At 67.6% G+C, this 17,032-nt stretch carries 19 protein-coding genes; 6 read left to right on the forward strand and 13 right to left on the reverse strand.

Features of this window, described 5'->3' with window-relative positions; translation table 11 throughout:
* Nucleotides 1-26: 26 nt before the first annotated feature.
* Nucleotides 27-815 (reverse strand): enoyl-CoA hydratase, encoded by a 789-nt coding sequence (locus tag FFS52_RS05245; RefSeq protein ID WP_058252503.1) that lies wholly within the window; start codon nt 813-815, stop codon nt 27-29.
* A 59-nt stretch (nt 816-874) separates the two neighbouring features.
* Here FFS52_RS05245 and FFS52_RS05250 point away from each other — a divergent pair, with 59 nt between their 5' ends.
* Nucleotides 875-1,960: an NADH:flavin oxidoreductase/NADH oxidase gene (locus FFS52_RS05250; protein ID WP_137809053.1), complete on the forward strand. Its 1,086-nt coding sequence runs from the start codon at nt 875-877 to the stop codon at nt 1,958-1,960.
* 62 nt (nt 1,961-2,022) lie between these two features.
* Here the strand turns inward: FFS52_RS05250 and FFS52_RS05255 are convergent, their stop codons facing one another.
* A complete protein-coding gene (locus FFS52_RS05255; protein WP_065631083.1) occupies nt 2,023-2,562 on the reverse strand; it encodes a TetR/AcrR family transcriptional regulator in 540 nt (179 codons plus the stop codon).
* 223 nt (nt 2,563-2,785) lie between these two features.
* Here FFS52_RS05255 and FFS52_RS05260 point away from each other — a divergent pair, with 223 nt between their 5' ends.
* A complete protein-coding gene (locus FFS52_RS05260; protein ID WP_068970920.1) occupies nt 2,786-4,093 on the forward strand; it encodes a cytochrome P450 in 1,308 nt (435 codons plus the stop codon).
* Between the two features lie 276 nt (nt 4,094-4,369).
* Complete coding sequence (locus FFS52_RS05265; protein WP_058252500.1) at nt 4,370-4,705, forward strand: transglycosylase family protein; 336 nt, start codon at nt 4,370-4,372, stop codon at nt 4,703-4,705.
* A 105-nt stretch (nt 4,706-4,810) separates the two neighbouring features.
* Here the strand turns inward: FFS52_RS05265 and FFS52_RS05270 are convergent, their stop codons facing one another.
* Together FFS52_RS05270 and FFS52_RS05275 are read right to left on the reverse strand one after the other, a co-directional pair.
* The gene (locus FFS52_RS05270; protein WP_058252499.1) at nt 4,811-5,230 is read right to left on the reverse strand and encodes a hypothetical protein; all 420 of its coding nucleotides are present in this window, start codon (nt 5,228-5,230) and stop codon (nt 4,811-4,813) included.
* Nucleotides 5,231-5,379: 149 nt separating this feature from the next.
* Complete coding sequence (locus FFS52_RS05275; protein WP_065631044.1) at nt 5,380-5,559, reverse strand: hypothetical protein; 180 nt, start codon at nt 5,557-5,559, stop codon at nt 5,380-5,382.
* Nucleotides 5,560-5,617: 58 nt separating this feature from the next.
* On the opposite strand from FFS52_RS05275, the gene FFS52_RS05280 reads away from it, so the two are divergent.
* On the forward strand, nt 5,618-6,358 hold the full coding sequence (locus tag FFS52_RS05280) for a guanylate cyclase (protein WP_068970918.1): 741 nt from the start codon (nt 5,618-5,620) through the stop codon (nt 6,356-6,358).
* 24 nt (nt 6,359-6,382) lie between these two features.
* Here the strand turns inward: FFS52_RS05280 and FFS52_RS05285 are convergent, their stop codons facing one another.
* On the reverse strand, nt 6,383-6,985 hold the full coding sequence (locus FFS52_RS05285) for a TetR/AcrR family transcriptional regulator (RefSeq protein WP_068970917.1): 603 nt from the start codon (nt 6,983-6,985) through the stop codon (nt 6,383-6,385).
* 106 nt (nt 6,986-7,091) lie between these two features.
* Between FFS52_RS05285 and FFS52_RS05290 the strand changes: the two genes are divergently transcribed.
* Complete coding sequence (locus FFS52_RS05290) at nt 7,092-7,913, forward strand: SDR family NAD(P)-dependent oxidoreductase (RefSeq protein WP_137809055.1); 822 nt, start codon at nt 7,092-7,094, stop codon at nt 7,911-7,913.
* 18 nt (nt 7,914-7,931) lie between these two features.
* Here FFS52_RS05290 and urtE read toward each other — a convergent pair whose 3' ends face one another.
* The 6 genes from urtE to FFS52_RS05320 form a co-directional block, all read right to left on the reverse strand.
* Nucleotides 7,932-8,624 carry an urea ABC transporter ATP-binding subunit UrtE gene (urtE, locus tag FFS52_RS05295; RefSeq protein WP_068970915.1) on the reverse strand — a complete coding sequence of 231 codons (693 nt, stop codon included), beginning with the start codon at nt 8,622-8,624 and terminating at the stop codon, nt 7,932-7,934.
* Between the two features lie 3 nt (nt 8,625-8,627).
* Nucleotides 8,628-9,524: an urea ABC transporter ATP-binding protein UrtD gene (urtD, locus tag FFS52_RS05300; RefSeq protein WP_058252493.1), complete on the reverse strand. Its 897-nt coding sequence runs from the start codon at nt 9,522-9,524 to the stop codon at nt 8,628-8,630.
* On the reverse strand, nt 9,521-10,633 hold the full coding sequence (urtC, locus tag FFS52_RS05305) for an urea ABC transporter permease subunit UrtC (RefSeq protein ID WP_068970914.1): 1,113 nt from the start codon (nt 10,631-10,633) through the stop codon (nt 9,521-9,523). Before urtC ends, urtD begins: the two co-directional genes overlap by 4 nt.
* A complete protein-coding gene (urtB, locus tag FFS52_RS05310) occupies nt 10,630-11,517 on the reverse strand; it encodes an urea ABC transporter permease subunit UrtB (RefSeq protein WP_058252491.1) in 888 nt (295 codons plus the stop codon). The genes urtC and urtB overlap by 4 nt, the downstream gene beginning before the upstream one ends.
* A gap of 102 nt (nt 11,518-11,619) precedes the next feature.
* Nucleotides 11,620-12,933 (reverse strand): urea ABC transporter substrate-binding protein, encoded by a 1,314-nt coding sequence (gene urtA / locus FFS52_RS05315; protein ID WP_091344393.1) that lies wholly within the window; start codon nt 12,931-12,933, stop codon nt 11,620-11,622.
* Nucleotides 12,934-13,210: 277 nt separating this feature from the next.
* On the reverse strand, nt 13,211-14,257 hold the full coding sequence (locus tag FFS52_RS05320) for an oxygenase MpaB family protein (protein WP_064571129.1): 1,047 nt from the start codon (nt 14,255-14,257) through the stop codon (nt 13,211-13,213).
* A 116-nt stretch (nt 14,258-14,373) separates the two neighbouring features.
* Here FFS52_RS05320 and FFS52_RS05325 point away from each other — a divergent pair, with 116 nt between their 5' ends.
* Nucleotides 14,374-14,982: a TetR/AcrR family transcriptional regulator gene (locus tag FFS52_RS05325; protein WP_065631052.1), complete on the forward strand. Its 609-nt coding sequence runs from the start codon at nt 14,374-14,376 to the stop codon at nt 14,980-14,982.
* Here the strand turns inward: FFS52_RS05325 and FFS52_RS05330 are convergent.
* Complete coding sequence (locus FFS52_RS05330; RefSeq protein WP_068970922.1) at nt 14,963-16,201, reverse strand: MFS transporter; 1,239 nt, start codon at nt 16,199-16,201, stop codon at nt 14,963-14,965. The genes FFS52_RS05325 and FFS52_RS05330 overlap by 20 nt on opposite strands.
* A gap of 67 nt (nt 16,202-16,268) precedes the next feature.
* Complete coding sequence (locus FFS52_RS05335) at nt 16,269-16,970, reverse strand: TetR/AcrR family transcriptional regulator (protein ID WP_068970913.1); 702 nt, start codon at nt 16,968-16,970, stop codon at nt 16,269-16,271.
* Nucleotides 16,971-17,032 lie beyond the last annotated feature (62 nt).

The raw sequence follows: 17,032 nt of genomic DNA on the forward strand, positions 1-17,032 counted from the left end.
GTGGCGATTCGGCGTTCGGGCCTGACTCAGCTGTCGGTCCAGACCGGCTTCCGCTTCTGCAGGAATGCCGACATGCCCTCCTGCGCATCGCAGGTCATCGCATTGGTCGCCATCGTCTCACCCATCTCGTCATACGCCGCCGACTCGTCGAGCTCGACCTGCCGGTAGAACGCCTGCTTGCCGATCGAGACGGTCCGCGCGCTCGACCCGGCGATGTGCAGAGCCAGTTCCCGCACCGAGTTCGCGAGCTCGTCGTCGTCGACGACACCGCTGAGCAGCCCCCAGTCCGCGGCGGTCCCGGCGTCGATGGGTTCGCCGGTGAGCAGCATGTGCATGGCGCGCTTGCGTCCGATCGCGCGGGACAGCGCGACCATCGGAGTCGAGCAGAACAACCCGATGCGGACGCCCGGCGTGCTGAACCGCGCGCTGCGACCCGCCACCGCCAGATCACATGTCGCGACCAATTGGCACCCCGCCGCGAACGCCATGCCGGCGACTTCGGCGATGACGGGCTGGCGCACCTCGTGGACCGTCCGCATCAGTTCCGTGCACGTCGCGAAGACGGCCCGCTCGTCGTCGAGGGTCCGGTCGACGAGTTCACCGAGGTCGTGCCCGGCGGAGAACGCGGGTCCGAGCGCCCGGATCACGATGACCCGCACGCGCGGATCGTCGTCGAAGTCCCGAAGCGCGACGGTGATGGCGCGCATCGTGCTCGTGGACAACGGGTTACGACGCCGCGCGTCCCCCAGCGTGATCACCCCGAGTGGTTCGGCGATCTCCGTCGACACCGCCTCGTGCAGGATTTGTTCGGTCATGCCCCGACACTATGCAGTGCCGCGGGAATACGACGTCGGATCGATCGTTGTGTCTCGTCGTGACCAGTACCGCGCTCTTCGAACCGATCACCCTCCGCGATGTCGCGATCCCCAACCGGATCTGGCTCGCCCCGATGTGCCAGTACAGCTGCTTCGCCGGCGACGGGGTGCCCACCGACTGGCACCTGACGCATCTCGGTTCCCGAGCTGCCGGCGGCTTCGGACTGATCCTCACCGAGGCGGCGGCCGTGGTGCCCGAAGGCCGGATCAGCGCACACGACGCCGGTCTGTGGAACGACGACCAGGCCGCGGCCTGGGGACGCATCGTCGACTTCGTCCACTCGCAGGGCTCGGTCATCGGCACCCAGCTCGCCCACGCCGGCCGCAAGGCCTCCACCTACGCACCGTTCGACGACCGCTCCGGCGCCATTCCGCTCGACGACGGCGGCTGGACGACATTCGGCCCGTCCGACGTCGCCTTCGAGGGACTGCCCGCCCCCACCGCCATGACGACCGAGCAGATCGCCGAGGTCGTGGACGCGTTCGCACAGGCCGCCCGTCGCGCCGACGACGCCGGGTTCGACGTCGTCGAGATCCACGCGGCGCACGGCTACCTGCTGCATCAGTTCCTCTCCCCGTTCTCGAACCGGCGCACCGACGCCTACGGTGGCGACTTCGAGGGACGTACGAGGCTGACCCTCGAGGTCGTGGACGCGGTCCGCGCGGTGTGGCCGTCGTCGAAGCCGCTGTTCGTCCGGGTGTCCGGCACCGAATGGACCGAGGGTGGGTGGGACGTGGACGACTCCGCCCGTCTCGCCGCCCTCCTCGCCGGCCGCGGTGTCGACCTCGTGGACGTCTCCTCGGGTGGCAACGTCCTCGCCGACATCCCCGTCGGACCCGGCTACCAGGTCGACCTCGCCCGGTCGATCCACCGCCAGTCGGGTGTGCCCACCGCCGCCGTCGGCCTCATCACCGAACCCGATCAGGCCGAGAAGGTCGCCGGCGACGACGACATCACCGCCGTCTTCTTCGGACGCGTCGCGCTGCGGGAGCCGTCGTGGCCGCTGCGCGCCGCACACGAGCTGGGCATCGACAAGCGCGAGGCGCCGTATCCGCCGCAGTACCAACGCGGTTCGTGGCACTGAGCCCGGTCCCCGCTCCCTGAGGAGGCCCGGAGCTTGCGGAGGGCCGTCACGAAGGGTCTGCCTCACACCGGCCGCGGCGTCACCAGCGCGAGGGACGCCGCGGTCGCCGGCTCGATGATCGATGCGAGCGGGGCGCCGGATTCGACGGCACCGGCGGTCAGCTCCCGGAAGCCACCCCACAGGAAGATCGCGCGCTGACGGTCCATCGGCACCACCCCCGCCGCGGCCATCGTCGGGGTCGAGGTGAGGCCGACGAAGAGTTCGATCCACGCTTCCAGGGCCTCGTCCTTGACCGCCTGGGCGGCGCTGCCGAGCGCGGGCAACTCGCGGATCCAGCTCAGCGTGAGACCCGGATACCGCTCACTCGCTGCAACATATGACGACACCGCTTGTCGCACCTGCTCTTCGATGGAGGCTTCCGCATCCACGCGCCGCGCGATCTCGGCGATCATGAACTCGTTGGTCACCGTCAGCAGCGCGAAAAAGCATGACTGCTTGTCGGCGAACTCTTGGTAGAACGACCGCCTCGAGGTCCGCGCGACCCGCACGATGTCGGCGACCGTGGTGTCGCGGTAACCCGCCTCGACGATGCACTCGAGCATCGCCGCGAGCAGCCGGTCCCGGCTCGATGCGCCCGCCGGCGAGGTCAACCAGGGCGCCGGGAGCGAAGCGCGCGGGCCCGATCCAGCAGGCGCCGGGAGCGAAGCAAGCGGGCCCGATCCAGTCACGCCTTCGAGCATAGGCCCTTGTCTCGACCGGTACGTGAGCGTACCGTCGGGTGGTACGTAGACGTACCACCCGCTGCGGCGAGAGGACCCCACACCCGTGAACACTCCGACCCTGAGCGGTGAGGCGGTGCTGCCGCCCACCACGTCGATCCCGTCCACCATCCAGGGGCTCGGCGCGGTCGTGTCGCGGCGACACTTCTTTCGATATCTCCACGACCGGCACGGCTCGGCCTTCACCGTGAACCTGCCCGTCTTCGGCCCTTCCGTCGTCATCTCCGATGCCGCGATGGCGCGCGAGCTGTTCACCGCCGGCGACCAGGTCGAGAACGTCCAGCCCAACCTCGGCCGCATACTCGGCACCGGATCGATGTTCGCGCTGGAGGGCGCCCGACACCGCGCCCGGCGCAAACTGCTCACCCCGCCGTTGCACGGCAAGCCGATTCGGTCGTACGAACAGATGGTGGTCGACGAGGTTCGCGCCGAATCAGCGTCCTGGCCCACCGGGATCGAATTCGCCTCCATCGAACCGATGATGCGCATCACCCTGAACGTCATCCTCCGCGCGGTTTTCGGCGCCGAGGGCAGCGAGCTGGACCGACTCCGCGACATGATCCCACCGATGGTGACCGTCGGTTCGCGCGCCGCGACGGTACCGCCACTCCCACGCCTCCTCCGCCCGATCGACCCCAATCACCGGTACGCGCGACGCAATGCCGAATACCGAGCTTATGTCGGCGGGCTGATCACCAAGGCGCGCAACGACTCTCACCTGGATGAGCGCACCGACATCCTTGCCATCATGCTGCGCAGCACCTACGACGACGGCAGTCCGATGACCGACGACGAGATCGCCGAGGAACTGGCCACGATGCTCGCCGCCGGACACGAGACCACGGCGACGACCCTCGCGTGGGCGCTCGAGCGCTTGCGCCGGCACCCCGAGGTGGTGCGCGAACTGGTGGCCGAGGTGGACGCCGGCGGCTCCGACTACCGCCACGCCACCATCCTGGAGGTCCAGCGCAGCCGACCCGTCATCGACTTCGCCGGCCGGCACGTCGTCGCCGACCATCTCGACCTCGGCGAGTGGCGGATCCCGAAGGGATACAACGTCCTCGTGTCGATCGCCCTGCTCCACGACGACAGCAGCGAATTCGCCCGGCCCGAGGTCTTCGACCCGACCCGTTTCCTGGGCACCAAGCCTCCGTCGGCCTGGCTGCCGTTCGGCGGCGGCACAAGGCGGTGCATCGGGGCGGCATTCGCGACCATGGAGATGGACGTGACCCTGCGGACACTGCTGGCGGACTTCGAACTGATGCCGACCAGCGCCAGGTCCGAACGCTGGTTCTCGCGCGGGGTGGCGTATGCCCCGTCCCGCGGTGGTCGTATCGCTGTCGTTCCGCGCTGACCCCAGCTCGACGCCCGGGGCCGACGTGACGGGCCACACATTCACGCTGTGACCTTCGTCATCGAACGCGGCCGAACATCGGCGACGGCGAGCCCCCGCCGAATTGCGGTATGCGCTGCGAATTCGCCGTAAAGCTAACAGCGTTATCCCGGCGTTATTCGAATCGCCCAGGTCACGGGCTTGACGTGACCAAGCCGTTACCCAACCCGTATGGTCGCCCACGGTCCGAGATCAACCGCCCTGCCAACCCCGGGGTGGTGAGGAGGAACGAAGACCATGCGAATGACCAAGACCCACATGACCAAGCTCGTCGCCCGCGCCGCCATCGTCGGCGCACTGACTGCCGCCCCCTTCGGGATGCTGGCGTCCACCGCGCACGCAGCAGGCGGCAACTGGGACGCGGTCGCTCAATGCGAGAGCGGCGGCAACTGGGCCATCAACACCGGCAACGGCTACTACGGTGGCCTCCAGTTCTCGATGAGCACCTGGCAGGCCAACGGCGGAACCGGTAACCCGGCCGACGCCTCCCGCGAGGAGCAGATCCGCGTCGCGGAGAACGTGCTCGCCACCCAGGGCCCCGGCGCCTGGCCGGTGTGCGGCGCCAACCTCTGACGCAGGCACCGGCGCAGCACGTGCCGTGAGGCCGTGCAGTCGTCGACACGACGAGGCCGGCGGGTCCTTTCCAGGACTCGCCGGCCTTGTTGCGTCTGCCGCTGTCTACGGCGTGGGCGCGGCGTCGTCGCCGCTGTCCCCGATCGTCGTGTCCAACGCACTCACCGCGATGCCGTACGGCAGGAACCGCACGTTGCGTCGCGGATCGGTGTTGGTCTTGTTGGCGCGTAGGGCCTCGAGTTCGGTGGCGTAGACCTGCTCGACGCGGGCACCGCCGTCGTCGTCGACGACGAACACCGCCCAGACACCCGAGCCGGCCTCACCGGTGGTCTCCTCACGGGGCTTGGTGCGAGTGCGGCCGCGGGCGGCCTCGTCGAAGAACATCGAGAAGGCTGCCGGTCCGGCCTGCCCCTCGAAGAGCTTGCCGAACACGTCACGCAGTCCGTCACCGGCCTCGCGCGCAAATCGGTCGAAGTCCTCGGGGCCGAAATTGAACGGTCCGCCGGAGCCGCTGTTGTCGGTCATGATGTTCCTTCCTCCGGCCACCCTGACGAGCCGCCGGTCAACGCTGTCCAGTGTCCTCAGGAATCAGTGGCTCCGCCACTCCGGTCCTCAGGAATCAGTGGCTCCGCCACTCCGGTCCTCAGGAATCAGTGGCTCCGCCACTCCGGTCCTCAGGAATCAGCGGTTCCGCCACCCGCAGTCTCCGTCTCGTCGAGCCGCTGATGGAGGCGTGCCCGGACATCGTCGGCCGAATAGGACTTCCGCTGCCGCTGGTCACGCGCGACCATCACCCCGCCGGTGGCCACCCCGACCGCGCCCGCCAATCCCAGCCATTTCCACAGGTTCCTCATGCGGGCAGGATAGGTCGCGCGGGCGTCGTGCGTGCTCCGGACGCATTAGCCTGCTCTCGTGCCCACCAGCAGAATTCTCCTCGGCCGAGACCGCGCCGACGCCGGCATCTCGTTGACCGACGCACTCGACGCCACCCGCACCGGCGACATCTGGCTCTTCCGCGGCCATTCCGGACCGGACCGGGCCATCCGCACCCTGACCAACGCTCCCGTGAACCATGTCGCGATGGCGGTCTGCATCGACGATCTGCCACCGCTGCTGTGGCACGCAGAGCTCGGCGATCGGCTGACCGACGTGTGGACCGGATCGAATCATCGCGGCGTGCAGCTACACGACGCTCGAGAAGCCGCGGAGCAGTGGATGATCCGCTACAAGCAGGCGTGCTGGTTCCGACAGCTCACGCCGGAGGTCTCCCCGGATCAGGAGAACGCTCTCCTCAAGGTGATCGCCGAACTCGACGGGACGCCGTTCCCGACCACCGCGCGCCTGGCCGGCCGGTGGTTTCGCGGCCGGGTGCCCAACTCGACCGAACTCGTCCGGGGCATCCCCTACCTCGACCGCAAGGTCCGTCAACGACGCGACGAACGGCAGCAGCGGAAAAGCCAGAACACCGAGGGCGTCGGATTAGAAGCCGCCTACTGCGCCGAGGTGGTGGCCATCACCTATCGGGAGATGGGCATCCTCGACGCGTCCAAGGACTCCAACTGGTTCGACCCCGGGCGATTCTGGAGCGGCGACGATCTCCCCCTCCACGCGCCGCACGAACTCACCCCCGAGATCGGAGTCCGGCTGGACTGACGACGGCGCGGACCGGGCCGACCGTCATCTCCCTCCGAAGGCCCGGAGCGTCGCCTCGACGAGTGCGTCGGCGTAGATGTCGGTCAGCGGGCCGCTGCGGTGCAACCACCGCTGGAACAACGGGGCGTAGAGCATCTCCAGAAACAGGTCGAGGTCGGTGTCGGGGGGCAGCTGGCCCGCCCGCTCGGCCGTGCGAAGCCGAGCCTTCTTGGCGTCGTCCAGCGGTCGCGACAGCTTCTCCCGGTACTCCGCCGCAAGGTCGGCGTCATTCGCGATCTCCGTGTTCACCGCCCGGATCAGGCGATCGAAGGACGGATCGGCGAACTCTGCCACCGTCTCCCGCATGACCTGTTTCAGGTCCGCCTCGAGATCTCCGGTGTCCGGCAGTTCGACCGACTGCCCGTCGGCCCCCTCGCTCAGCGCGAGCACCGCTGCGAAGACGACCGCGCTCTTCGACGGCCACCGTCGATAGATCGTCTGTTTGCCGACACCGGCCCGGGCCGCGATCGCCTCCACCGTGACCTTGTCGTACGACTGCTCCACGACCAGGGCTCGGGTCGCTTCGAGGATCACCTGGCGAGACCGCTCTCTGCGGCGTGAGTGATCGGGACCTGCAGCTGTCGTCATGGGTCGAGCCTAGTTCACGAAACGAGACGTTGCGTTTGACAAGCGAGGCGGACATGGCCATAGCCATTCTGAGACGGACCGTTCCGTTAACTTAGGAGGAAATTCGATGATCGACGCACGGGTCTGGTTCATCACCGGCGCATCCCGCGGACTCGGACGCGCGTTCACCGAAGCGGCACTTGCCGCCGGCGACGAGGTCGTGGCCGTCGCCCGCAACATCGAACCGCTGGCGTCGCTGGCCACGCGACATCCCGATCAACTCCATCCCCTGTCGCTCGACGTCACGGACCGGCAGGCCGTGTTCGACGGCGTCGAGACAGCGGTCGCGGCGTTCGGCCGACTCGACATCGTCGTCAACAACGCCGGCGGAATGCTCTACGGGATGGTCGAGGAGGCCACCGAGGCCCAGATCAGGGCGCACCTCGACCTGAACTTCTTCGGTGCCGTCTGGGTCGCGCAAGCCGTGCTGCCCCACCTGCGCGCCGGCGGCGGCGGACGCCTGCTGCAGGTGACGTCGATGGGCAGCGGCGGAGGAATGGCCACCGTCGGCTTCTACGGAGCGGGCAAGGCCGCGCTCGACTCGGTCAGTGAGGCGCTGGCGATGGAGGCCGAGCAATTCGGCGTCAAGGTCACCATCCTGCAGATGGGCGGTTACGACACCGGGTTGTTCACTGCCGGTACGACGAACACCGAACCGATGCCGGAGTATCGGGACCTGCGAGCCGAGATGGAATCGTCGTGGGGTGACGACGCCGGACCGCCGCCGACCACGGCCGCCCCGGTCATCCTGGAACTCGTGGCGCTCCCCGACCCGCCTCGGCGCCTGATCGTCGGCAGCCAGTCGTTCGACCACGTGCTCGAGATGGACCGCGCACGTGACAGGGACTACCACAAGTGGGAGCACCTCAGCCGGCAGGCGCCCGGCTGAGGTGGCCCGCGCGTCGTACTAGATCGTCATCGCCTCGCGCACAGCACTTTCGGCGGCCGTACCACCCTCACCCGACGACGTCACGCGGCCGCTCTCCAGCACGTAGTACCGCTGCGCCGCCTCGAGGGCGAACCCGATGTGCTGTTCGACGAGGAGTACGCCCAGCCCACCGCGCTGCGTCAGCGTGGTGATGGTCTGCTCGATCTCGGCGACGACCGACGGCTGGATGCCCTCGGTCGGCTCGTCGAGGATGAGCATCCGCGGCTCGGTGATGAGCGCGCGCGCGATCGCCAGCTGCTGACGCTGGCCGCCGGACAACAGGCCGGCGCGTCGTCCCAGCAATTCCTTGAGTGCCGGGAACATGTCCAGCATCTCGGCGACCAGCTCCTTGCCGCGTTTGCGGCCGTCGGCCACCACCTGCAGGTTCTCGGCGGTGGTGAGATGGCCGAAACTCTGCTGCCCCTGGGGCACGTAGGCGATACCGTGCCCGACCCGTACGCTCGGACGCGCCCGGGTGATGTCGACGCCGTCGAACGTGATGGTGCCCTTGGTGGTCTTCACCAACCCGACGGCCGCGCGGAGCAGGGTCGTCTTCCCGGCCCCGTTGTGTCCCATCACCGCGACGACGCCGTCGGTCGGTACCTCGATGTCGACCCCGTGGATCACCTCGGTCCGACCGTAGCCCGCATGGACTCCGGAGATCTTCAGCATGGTTCAGCCCTTCTCCGTGATCGGTTGCGTTGCAGCCGCGCTCGCCGAAGTCGCAGTCGTGTCGGAGTCGACCTCGGCGGCGATCTCCTCGAGTTCTTCACCGCCGGCCGCGGTCCCGAGGTACACCTCCTGGACCTTCGGGTTCGCCTGGACCTCGGCGACCGTGCCCTCGGCGAGCACCCGACCCCGCGCGAGCACGGTGACCGATGTCGCGAAGGACCTCATGAAGTCCATGTCGTGCTCGACGACCACGACGGTGCGCTCACCGCCGATGCGGCGCAACAGGTTCCCGGTCTCCTCACGCTCTTCGTGGCTCATCCCGGCGACCGGCTCGTCCAGCAGCAGCACCGAGGCGTTCTGCACCAGCAGCATCCCGATCTCGAGCCATTGCTTCTGACCATGGGCCAGTACGCCCGCGGGTGTGTCGGCCAGGTCCTGCAGGCCGATGGTTTCGAGCGCCTCGGCGATCGAGTCGGGGATCTGCGTCGGTCGACGCCGCAGCATCGTCCACACCGAACGCCCGGCGCCCGCGGCGATATCGAGGTTCTGCAGCACACTCAGTTCCTCGAAGACGCTCGCGGTCTGGAAGGTCCGGCCCACCCCGAGCCGCGCGATCTGGTGCACCTTCTTGCCGACCAGTTCGACACCGGACTTCTGGATCGAACCGGTGGACTTCACCAGGCCGGTGATGGCGTCGATGATGGTGGTCTTGCCGGCACCGTTCGGACCGATCAGGAACCGCAGATCACCCTGCAGCAGTGTGAGATCCACGTCGGAGACGGCCTTGAAACCGTCGAACTCCACGCTGAGACCGCGCACCTGGAGGTAGTCGCTGTCCATCCCGGCGTTGCCGCCGGCGACCGGCGGGTGCCCGACGACCGTCGATTCTGCTTCGGTCATGACGACGCTCCTACCTTGCTGCTGGTGTGTTCGTCGATGTCGCCGGTCGGGGACGAATCCGGCGCTCTCTTCCGGCGCCACTTGACCAGTGCCCCCAGGCCGGCCAGCCCGGCCGGGAAGAACCCGACGACCACGATGAACAGGATTCCCTGCGCATAAGTCCAGCCGGACGGGAAGCTCTCCGACAGACTGGTCTGCGCCCAGGCCACCGCGATGGCGCCGAGGACCGGGCCGAGAAGCGTTGTGCGCCCGCCGATGGCGACGCCGATCAGGAAGGCGATCGACGGCACGATCCCGACGTCGGCGGGCGAGATGATGCCGACGATGGGAACGAACATGGCCCCCGCGATGCTCGCGAACAACGCCGCGATGGCGTAGGCGACGACCTTGGTGTTGGCCGGGTCGTAGCCGAGGAACCGGACCCGCTCCTCCTGGTCGCGGACGGCGACCAGCAGTTCGCCGTACCGGCTGTACATCAGCTGACGGGTGATCGCCACGACGGCGAGCAGGATGGCCGCGGTGATGAAGAACAGCAGCTGCCGGTTCACCGGGTCGTTCAGGGCGAGCCCGAAGAAGCTGCGAAAACGGTTGAGGCCGTTGCTGCCACCGGTGGTCTGCTGACCGATGAGCAGGATCGCGAAGGCGGCGGCCAGCGCCTGGGACAGGATGGCGAAGTAGGCACCCTTGACGCGCCGTTTGAACACGCCGAGACCCAGCAGGATCGCCAGCAACGTCGGTACCAGCAGGATGCCCAGGATCGTCACCACCGGTGAGGCGAAGGGCTTCCAGTACCCCGGCAGTTCGCTGATCCCGGCAATCTGCATGAAGTCGGGCACGTCGTCGCCGCGCAATTCCGCGTCGGAGATCTTCAGGTGCATGGCCATGATGTACGCACCCAGCCCGAAGTACACACCCTGGCCGAGGGTGAGCATGCCACCACGACCCCAGGCCAGGCCGATGCCCACCGCGACGATGCCGAAGCAGAGGAACTTGCCGAGCAGGTTGAGACGGAAGTCCGAGAGGACGGCGGGCGCGACCGCGAACAACAGGATGGCGGCGACGCCGAAGCCCGCCCAGACCTTCCAGGAACTGCTGAAATAGTCCTTCACACAAGACTCCTCGACTGGACCGTGAACAGCCCCTGCGGCCGGATCTGCAGGAAGATCACGATGATGACGAACACGGCGACCTTCGCCACCGACGCCGTCGTGTTGTATTCGATGAACGAGTTCAGGACGCCGAGCGCGATGGCCGCGATGACCGCGCCCTTGATCTGGCCCAGCCCGCCGATCACGACGACCAGGAATGCGTCGATCAGATAGGTCATCCCGGTGTTCGAGCTGGTGGATCCGATCAACGTCAGTGCGACCCCGGCGATGCCGGCGAGTCCCGAACCGATGAAGAACGTCGTGATGTCGGTTCGGCGGCTGGAGATCCCGCTCGTCTCGGCGAGATCCCGGTGCTGGACGACGGCGCGGATGCGCCGACCCATCGGCGTGTACTTCATGGTCACCGCGATCGCGGTGACCGCGACGATGGCCAGCAGCATGATGAACAGGCGCGTCTTCGGGACGACCGCGCCGAGGATGTCGACGCCGCCGGACAACCACGACGGTGCGACGACGTCGACCGCCGGCGCGCCGAAGATGTCGCGGGCGAGCTGCTGGAGGATCAATCCGACACCGAACGTCACCAGGAGTGTGTCCAGTGGGCGGTCGTACATCCGCTTGATCAGGGTGACCTCGAGGAGAACGCCCATCAGGCCGCCGACGAGGAACCCGATGACGAGCGAGACCAGCAGGGACACCCCGGCATTGGAGATCAGGTATTCCTGCACCGTGTACGCGGTGTAGGACCCGGCCATGATGAACGACCCGTGGGCCATGTTGATCACGCCCATCTGACCGAAGGTCAGGGACAGGCCGAGAGCTGCGAGAAGCAGGATCGAACCGAGACTGAGCCCGGTGAAGAGCTGTCCGATAACGGTTTCCACGTGTCTATCCGTTCGTCGTCGGCGAGTGCCGCGTTCGCCGGGAGGGACCGTGCGCGACCCGTCCCGCGTCGCCGGAGGACGCGGGACGGGTCGTCGACGGTGTCAGTTGCTCAGGCCCTCGGCCCACGGGTACGACTTCAGGTAGGGGTCCGGCTCGATCGGCTGACCCGAATCCCACACCGTGTAGATCAGTCCGTCGCCACGGATCTCACCGATGCGCGCGGTCTTGGTGATGTGGTTGTTCTCGCCGTCGATCGTGACGAGGCCCTCCGGAGCGTCGAAAGTGACTCCGCCGGCAGCCTTCTGGACGTCGGCGACGGCGAACGACTGGGCCTTCTCGACGGTGTTCTTCCACAGGTAGACCGAGACGTAGGCGGCCTCCATCGGGTCGGAGGTCGGCTTGTTGGCGCCGTATGCGGCCTTGTAGTCACGGACGAACGAGGCGTTCACCGGGTTGTCGACGGTCTGGTAGTAGTCCCACGCGACCAGCTGGCCCTCGATGTTGTCCACACCGATACCGCCGACCTCTTCCTCCGCGATGGACACCGAGACGACCGGCATGGCCTGCGGGGTCAGGCCGACGTTCTTGTACTCGCGGAAGAACGCGACGTTGGAATCGCCGTTGAGAGTGTTGAACACGGCGTCGGCGTCGGCGGTACGGACCTTGTTGACGATCGTCGAGAAGTCCGTCGAACCGAGCGGGGTGTAGTCCTCGCCCTTGATCTCGATGCCGTTGGCCTCCGCGTACGCCTTGATGACACGGTTGGCCGTCTGCGGGAAGACATAGTCGCTACCGACGAGGTAGAGCGACTTCACGCCCTCCTCTTTCAGGTACTCCAGGGCCGGCACGATCTGCTGGTTCGTCGTGGCGCCGGTGTAGAAGATGTTCGGCGACGACTCCAGGCCCTCGTACTGCACCGGGTAGTACAGCAGCGAGTTGTTGTCCTCGAAGACCGGCAGCATGGCCTTGCGGCTCGACGACGTCCAACCGCCGAACACCGCTGCGACGCAATCACTCGAGATCAGCTTCTCGGCCTTCTCCGCGAAGATCGTCGGCTCGGAGGCCCCGTCCTCGCCGATGAGCTGAATCTGTTTGCCCAGCACTCCGCCGTTGTCGTTGATCTGATCGACGGCGAGCTTGATCGAGTCACGCACGGTGACCTCGGAGATCGCCATGGTGCCCGACAGCGAGTTCAGCGAGCCGACCTTGATGGTGCTCCCGGAGGTGTCGACACACGATTCGGCGCTCGATGCCGATTCCTCGCTGGCCGAACTGCCACAGGCGCTCAGGACCAGCGCCACCGCGGACAGCGCCGCGGGGACCAGGATGCCGTACCGCCGACGGCGTGACCGGGTCGGGGCGGACGGCGGGATGTCCGCCGGCGGGGGGCCGGGCGGCAACGGAACAGACGGCATCGGCGAAGCCTTTCTCATTACGTCTCAGGTCCACTCAGATGGGGGCACGACGAACACGCGGCCTGTCACCGCGTGACCCCCGATGAGATACGCGTCGCAAGCCTTGCGATCTGGCGTATGGGAGGTAAACGTAAATTGACTTTGTTACACCGGCGTGACGTGAGATGAAATCGATGTTTCCGCTTCCGGACCCGCCGTCACGATCTGATGCCGGCGAATTCCGTTGCCTTCATTGGAGTTTCGGAGCGACCCGGTTTGACACGAGCGCCCACAGCGGCTAACGGGCGAACGAGGCCTCGATTTCGGCACGGGTACGCTCGGGGTCAGATCCGAGTTCATAGCGCGGAAGCGTGTGCGGCACCGTCGTCCCGTGCGCCACGCGACGACGAGCGGCCGCGAACTCCGGCGCCTCCCCCATCGTCAGGTGGGCGGAGTTGATCAGACCCCACACCGCACTCCGGCGCGCACGCCGTTCGACCGGATTGGGCGGGCGGTACATGATGAGCTGCTGGGCCCAGCGGGGCATCGTGTCACGGATCGCCCAGTCCACGGCGCCCTGGGCCGGGTTGCGTACGTTCAACCCGGTGGCCATCGCATTGCCATGTGTCAGTGCGAGTTTCGGCAGGTACTCGGCCAAGCAGGTGAGGGTGTCGGCTTTGGTCGTGGGCAGGTCGGTCCCACCCAGCGCGTGACCGACGCGCACGAATTCCCGGTAATAGCCGTCGAGTTCGGCGCCCCGCAGCGGCTGCGGGTGGTAGATCTCGTGCGCGGTGGCGATACCCCAGACGACGGTGGCATAGTTCCAGCGAAGCCAGGCCGGATCGTCGGCGTCGTAGGCCGCACCGTCGGGCCGGACACCTTTGATGGTGTGGTGCATCGCGCGTACCGTCCGCGCCAGTCGCTCGGCGGACTCGGTCGAGCCGTACGCGGTCCCCATGAAGAAGGCCAGCGAGTGCCCGAGTCTGGTCATCGCGCCGTCGGGATCGATGGACAGGGTCGGGGTTCCGTCCTCGCGGCGCCGGACCAGCCGCGAGTGCTGCACACCCATCCAGAAGATGCTCGGGTCGAGACGCTCCAGGTACGACGCACACTGCAGACCGAAGATGAGCGCGGGCGTGTGCGAATGGACGTACCAGGTCGCGCTGCCCGGGCCGAACCAACCCGGATCGCCGGCCGGCTTCTCGAAGTCCATCCCGCGGAAGAACTTCGCTCGGACGTGGGCGTCGAACTTGCCGTTCAGCCAGGACCCGACGAACTCGTGCGGGAGGGGAACCGGAATCCAGTCGGTCGACGGCAGTCGGAGAGGAGCCATGGACACAGTCATCTACAGACCTTCCGCTCGGGTCGACCATTGGTCACGGTCGTACCCAGAGTAACTCTTTGGGTACAGGCGTGACCAGATCTGTGCGGGGTACGCTGGCGGCCGACTATGGTGAGCAGATGTCCTCACCGACCCGCTGGGCGGGCGTACCGCTCGCGGACCGGCGCGCGGAGCGTAGAGCGGCCCTGATCGCGGCCGCCTTCGACATCTTCGGAGGCGTCGGCGCGGAAGCCGAGCTGTCGGTCCGCTCGGTGTGCCGGTATTGCGGCTACAACACCCGGTACTTCTACGAGAGCTTCTCCGACACCGACGATCTGCTCGGCGCGGTCTACGACACCGCGACGGCGGAACTCGGCGTGGTGGTCGAGGCCGCGATGCGCGAGGCGGGCCCCTCGGTCCGGTCACGCACCCGCGCGGGTATCCGTGCGGTCCTCGGCCACGCGTCGTCGGATCCGCGGCGCGGCCGCGTGTTGTTCACCGCCGGGGTGACCAATCCCGTTCTCGCCGAACGGCGGGCCACCACCCAGGGCATGCTCCGCGACCTCGCGTTCGCCGAGGCCGACGCCCGCGACACCGACCGGCTCACGAGCCGGGTGCGGGCCGCGATCTTCACCGGCGCGATGTCCGAACTGGTGCAACAGTTCTTGGCCGGCAGCCTGGGTGACGACCTCGACCGCGTCGTCGACGAGGCGATGGCGACCCTCCTGCCTACCCGAGACGTTTCATGAGACCGCGATCGAGGGCCCGGATCATGACCAGGCAGCCGAGGCCGGACAGGATCAGGCCGGTCGCGAAGATCGCCGGGAACCCGAACAGGTCGCCGACGATCCCGGCGGCGAACCCGGCCGCGCCCTGCACGCCGACCACCGCGCACGCGAACAAGGTGTAGTCGCTGCCCTCGTAGCCCTGCTGGCACGCATCCATCATCAGGGTGAACACCGCGACGGTCGCCGCGCCACCCAGGATGTGCTCGGCGAGGCTGGCCGTGACCACCAGCCAGAAGCCGCCGACGCCGATCGACGCGACCAGATACACTCCAAGACTGAGTGTCTGGGTGACACCGCCGACGAGCAGTGCGTGCCGCCGACCGTAGGTGTACGCGAGCCACCCGCCGAGCGCGGCTCCGCCGAGCGCTCCGGCCGACGACAACGCACCTTCGACGAGCGCGATCTGGCCCAGTGTGAGTCCGATGTCGGACATGAACGGGCCCACCAGCGCCGACGCCATCGAGTTACCGAACTTGAACGCGCCGACGACGAGGATGAACGTGATCACGCCCGGACGTCGGAGCCGCGACGACCAGCCCGTCAGCAACAACCCGGGCGACACCCGCTTCGACGGTGTCGGCTGCGCATCGCCGGTCGGTCGGCTCGGCTCACGGGCGAGAAACCACACGCCGACGGTGACCGCGAACAGGAGCACCGCCATCACGACGAACAAGGTGCGCCAACCGGCGAACGAGAACAGCCAGAGGAGCCCGCCGCCGCCGGCGATCATGCCGATTCGGTACGCGCCCACCTGGATTCCGTTGCCCAGACCGCGCTGACGCGGCTCGAGCATCGACACCGCCAGCCCGTCGGTCGCGATGTCCTGCGTCGCCGACAGCAGGTTGATGACCGCGATGCCGATCAGGAGCCAGACCAGGGACCCGGACAGATCGAGCGTCGCCAAGACGAGTGCGACGACCGCCGACGACAACTGCAGGGACACCAGCCATCTGCGCCGGGTGCCGTAGGCGTCGACATAGGGCGCCCACAGGAATTTCAGGCCCCAGGGCGCGAACAACAGTCCGTACACGCTGATCTGGGTCAGTGAGTAACCCTCCTCGCGGAGGATGACCGGCACCGCCTGGCTGAAGAATCCGTAGGGCAGGCCCTGCGCGAAGTAGAGAACGGTGAGCAGCGACAGCGTGCCGACCGCGAGCCGGCCCGAGCGCACAGTCGACATGGGTGACATCATGCCGCACAGATGCGAGTGCGGCGGTGGGCGGCCGGTCAGAGTGCCCGGTGACGCGTCAGGGCGAGCCGGTGGCGCGCGATGCGATGCCGTCGAGAATGAGCTGCAGCCCGAATTCACGGTCGTCGGACTCCCCGCCCGCGCTCTGCATCGCCGCGAACAGGTACGGGTACTGCGCGGGATCGGCGAGACCGGTCAGCACCTGCTCGAAGTCCGACTCCGCATCGGTACCCGTCGCACGCCGCATCTCGATCTCCAACCGGGTTGCCGACAGCACATACTGGGCGAGCAGGCCGAGGATCTCGAGTTTGTCGTCACCGGGCAGGTCGAAATCCTTCAGGATCTCGAAACCCGCCTCCATCCAACGCATTCGACGCGGCCCCGGGACCGCGACCGTCAGCGGCAGTTCGAGGAACCAGGGGCGTTCGACCATGCCGTCGATCTGCGCCCGCGTCCACGCCGCCAGATCCTCGCGCCACTCCCCTCGGCGCGGCGGCAACGCGAGCTGACCCGCCACCGCGTCCACCATGAGGCTCAGCAGCTGAGCCTTGCCGGACACGTGGCGATACAGGGCCATGGCCGAACAGCCGAGCGCCTCACCCACGCGCGCCATGGAAACCGCGTCGAGGCCGTCGGTGTCGGCGATCGCGATCGCGGCGTCGACGATGCGGTCGAGATCGAGGGCCGGTTTGGGACCACGGCTGCCCGCCCTGCCACCTGTCCACAGCCGTTGCAGCGTCTCGTCCCCACCCTCTGCCATTCGCGATCCTCTCGGTCGGCGACCCTTGCCGTCGCGCACAACTGCGTCTACTGTACGCAGTT

This window comes from Gordonia sp. ALPHA1B1 (assembly GCF_005502615.1).
Taxonomy (GTDB): Bacteria; Actinomycetota; Actinomycetes; order Mycobacteriales; family Mycobacteriaceae; genus Gordonia; species Gordonia hongkongensis.

What these genes read in the sequence shown, in the direction of transcription:
- FFS52_RS05245 (WP_058252503.1), bottom strand. Translation starts at nt 815, where the DNA reads ATGACCGAACAAATCCTGCACGAGGCGGTGTCGACGGAGATCGCCGAA.
- FFS52_RS05255 (WP_065631083.1), bottom strand. Translation starts at nt 2,562, where the DNA reads ATGCTCGAGTGCATCGTCGAGGCGGGTTACCGCGACACCACGGTCGCC.
- FFS52_RS05265 (WP_058252500.1), top strand. Translation starts at nt 4,370, where the DNA reads ATGCGAATGACCAAGACCCACATGACCAAGCTCGTCGCCCGCGCCGCC.
- FFS52_RS05270 (WP_058252499.1), bottom strand. Translation starts at nt 5,230, where the DNA reads ATGACCGACAACAGCGGCTCCGGCGGACCGTTCAATTTCGGCCCCGAG.
- FFS52_RS05275 (WP_065631044.1), bottom strand. Translation starts at nt 5,559, where the DNA reads ATGAGGAACCTGTGGAAATGGCTGGGATTGGCGGGCGCGGTCGGGGTG.
- FFS52_RS05285 (WP_068970917.1), bottom strand. Translation starts at nt 6,985, where the DNA reads ATGACGACAGCTGCAGGTCCCGATCACTCACGCCGCAGAGAGCGGTCT.
- FFS52_RS05290 (WP_137809055.1), top strand. Translation starts at nt 7,092, where the DNA reads ATGATCGACGCACGGGTCTGGTTCATCACCGGCGCATCCCGCGGACTC.
- urtE (WP_068970915.1), bottom strand. Translation starts at nt 8,624, where the DNA reads ATGCTGAAGATCTCCGGAGTCCATGCGGGCTACGGTCGGACCGAGGTG.
- urtD (WP_058252493.1), bottom strand. Translation starts at nt 9,524, where the DNA reads ATGACCGAAGCAGAATCGACGGTCGTCGGGCACCCGCCGGTCGCCGGC.
- urtA (WP_091344393.1), bottom strand. Translation starts at nt 12,933, where the DNA reads ATGCCGTCTGTTCCGTTGCCGCCCGGCCCCCCGCCGGCGGACATCCCG.
- FFS52_RS05320 (WP_064571129.1), bottom strand. Translation starts at nt 14,257, where the DNA reads ATGACTGTGTCCATGGCTCCTCTCCGACTGCCGTCGACCGACTGGATT.
- FFS52_RS05325 (WP_065631052.1), top strand. Translation starts at nt 14,374, where the DNA reads ATGTCCTCACCGACCCGCTGGGCGGGCGTACCGCTCGCGGACCGGCGC.
- FFS52_RS05330 (WP_068970922.1), bottom strand. Translation starts at nt 16,201, where the DNA reads ATGTCGACTGTGCGCTCGGGCCGGCTCGCGGTCGGCACGCTGTCGCTG.
- FFS52_RS05335 (WP_068970913.1), bottom strand. Translation starts at nt 16,970, where the DNA reads ATGGCAGAGGGTGGGGACGAGACGCTGCAACGGCTGTGGACAGGTGGC.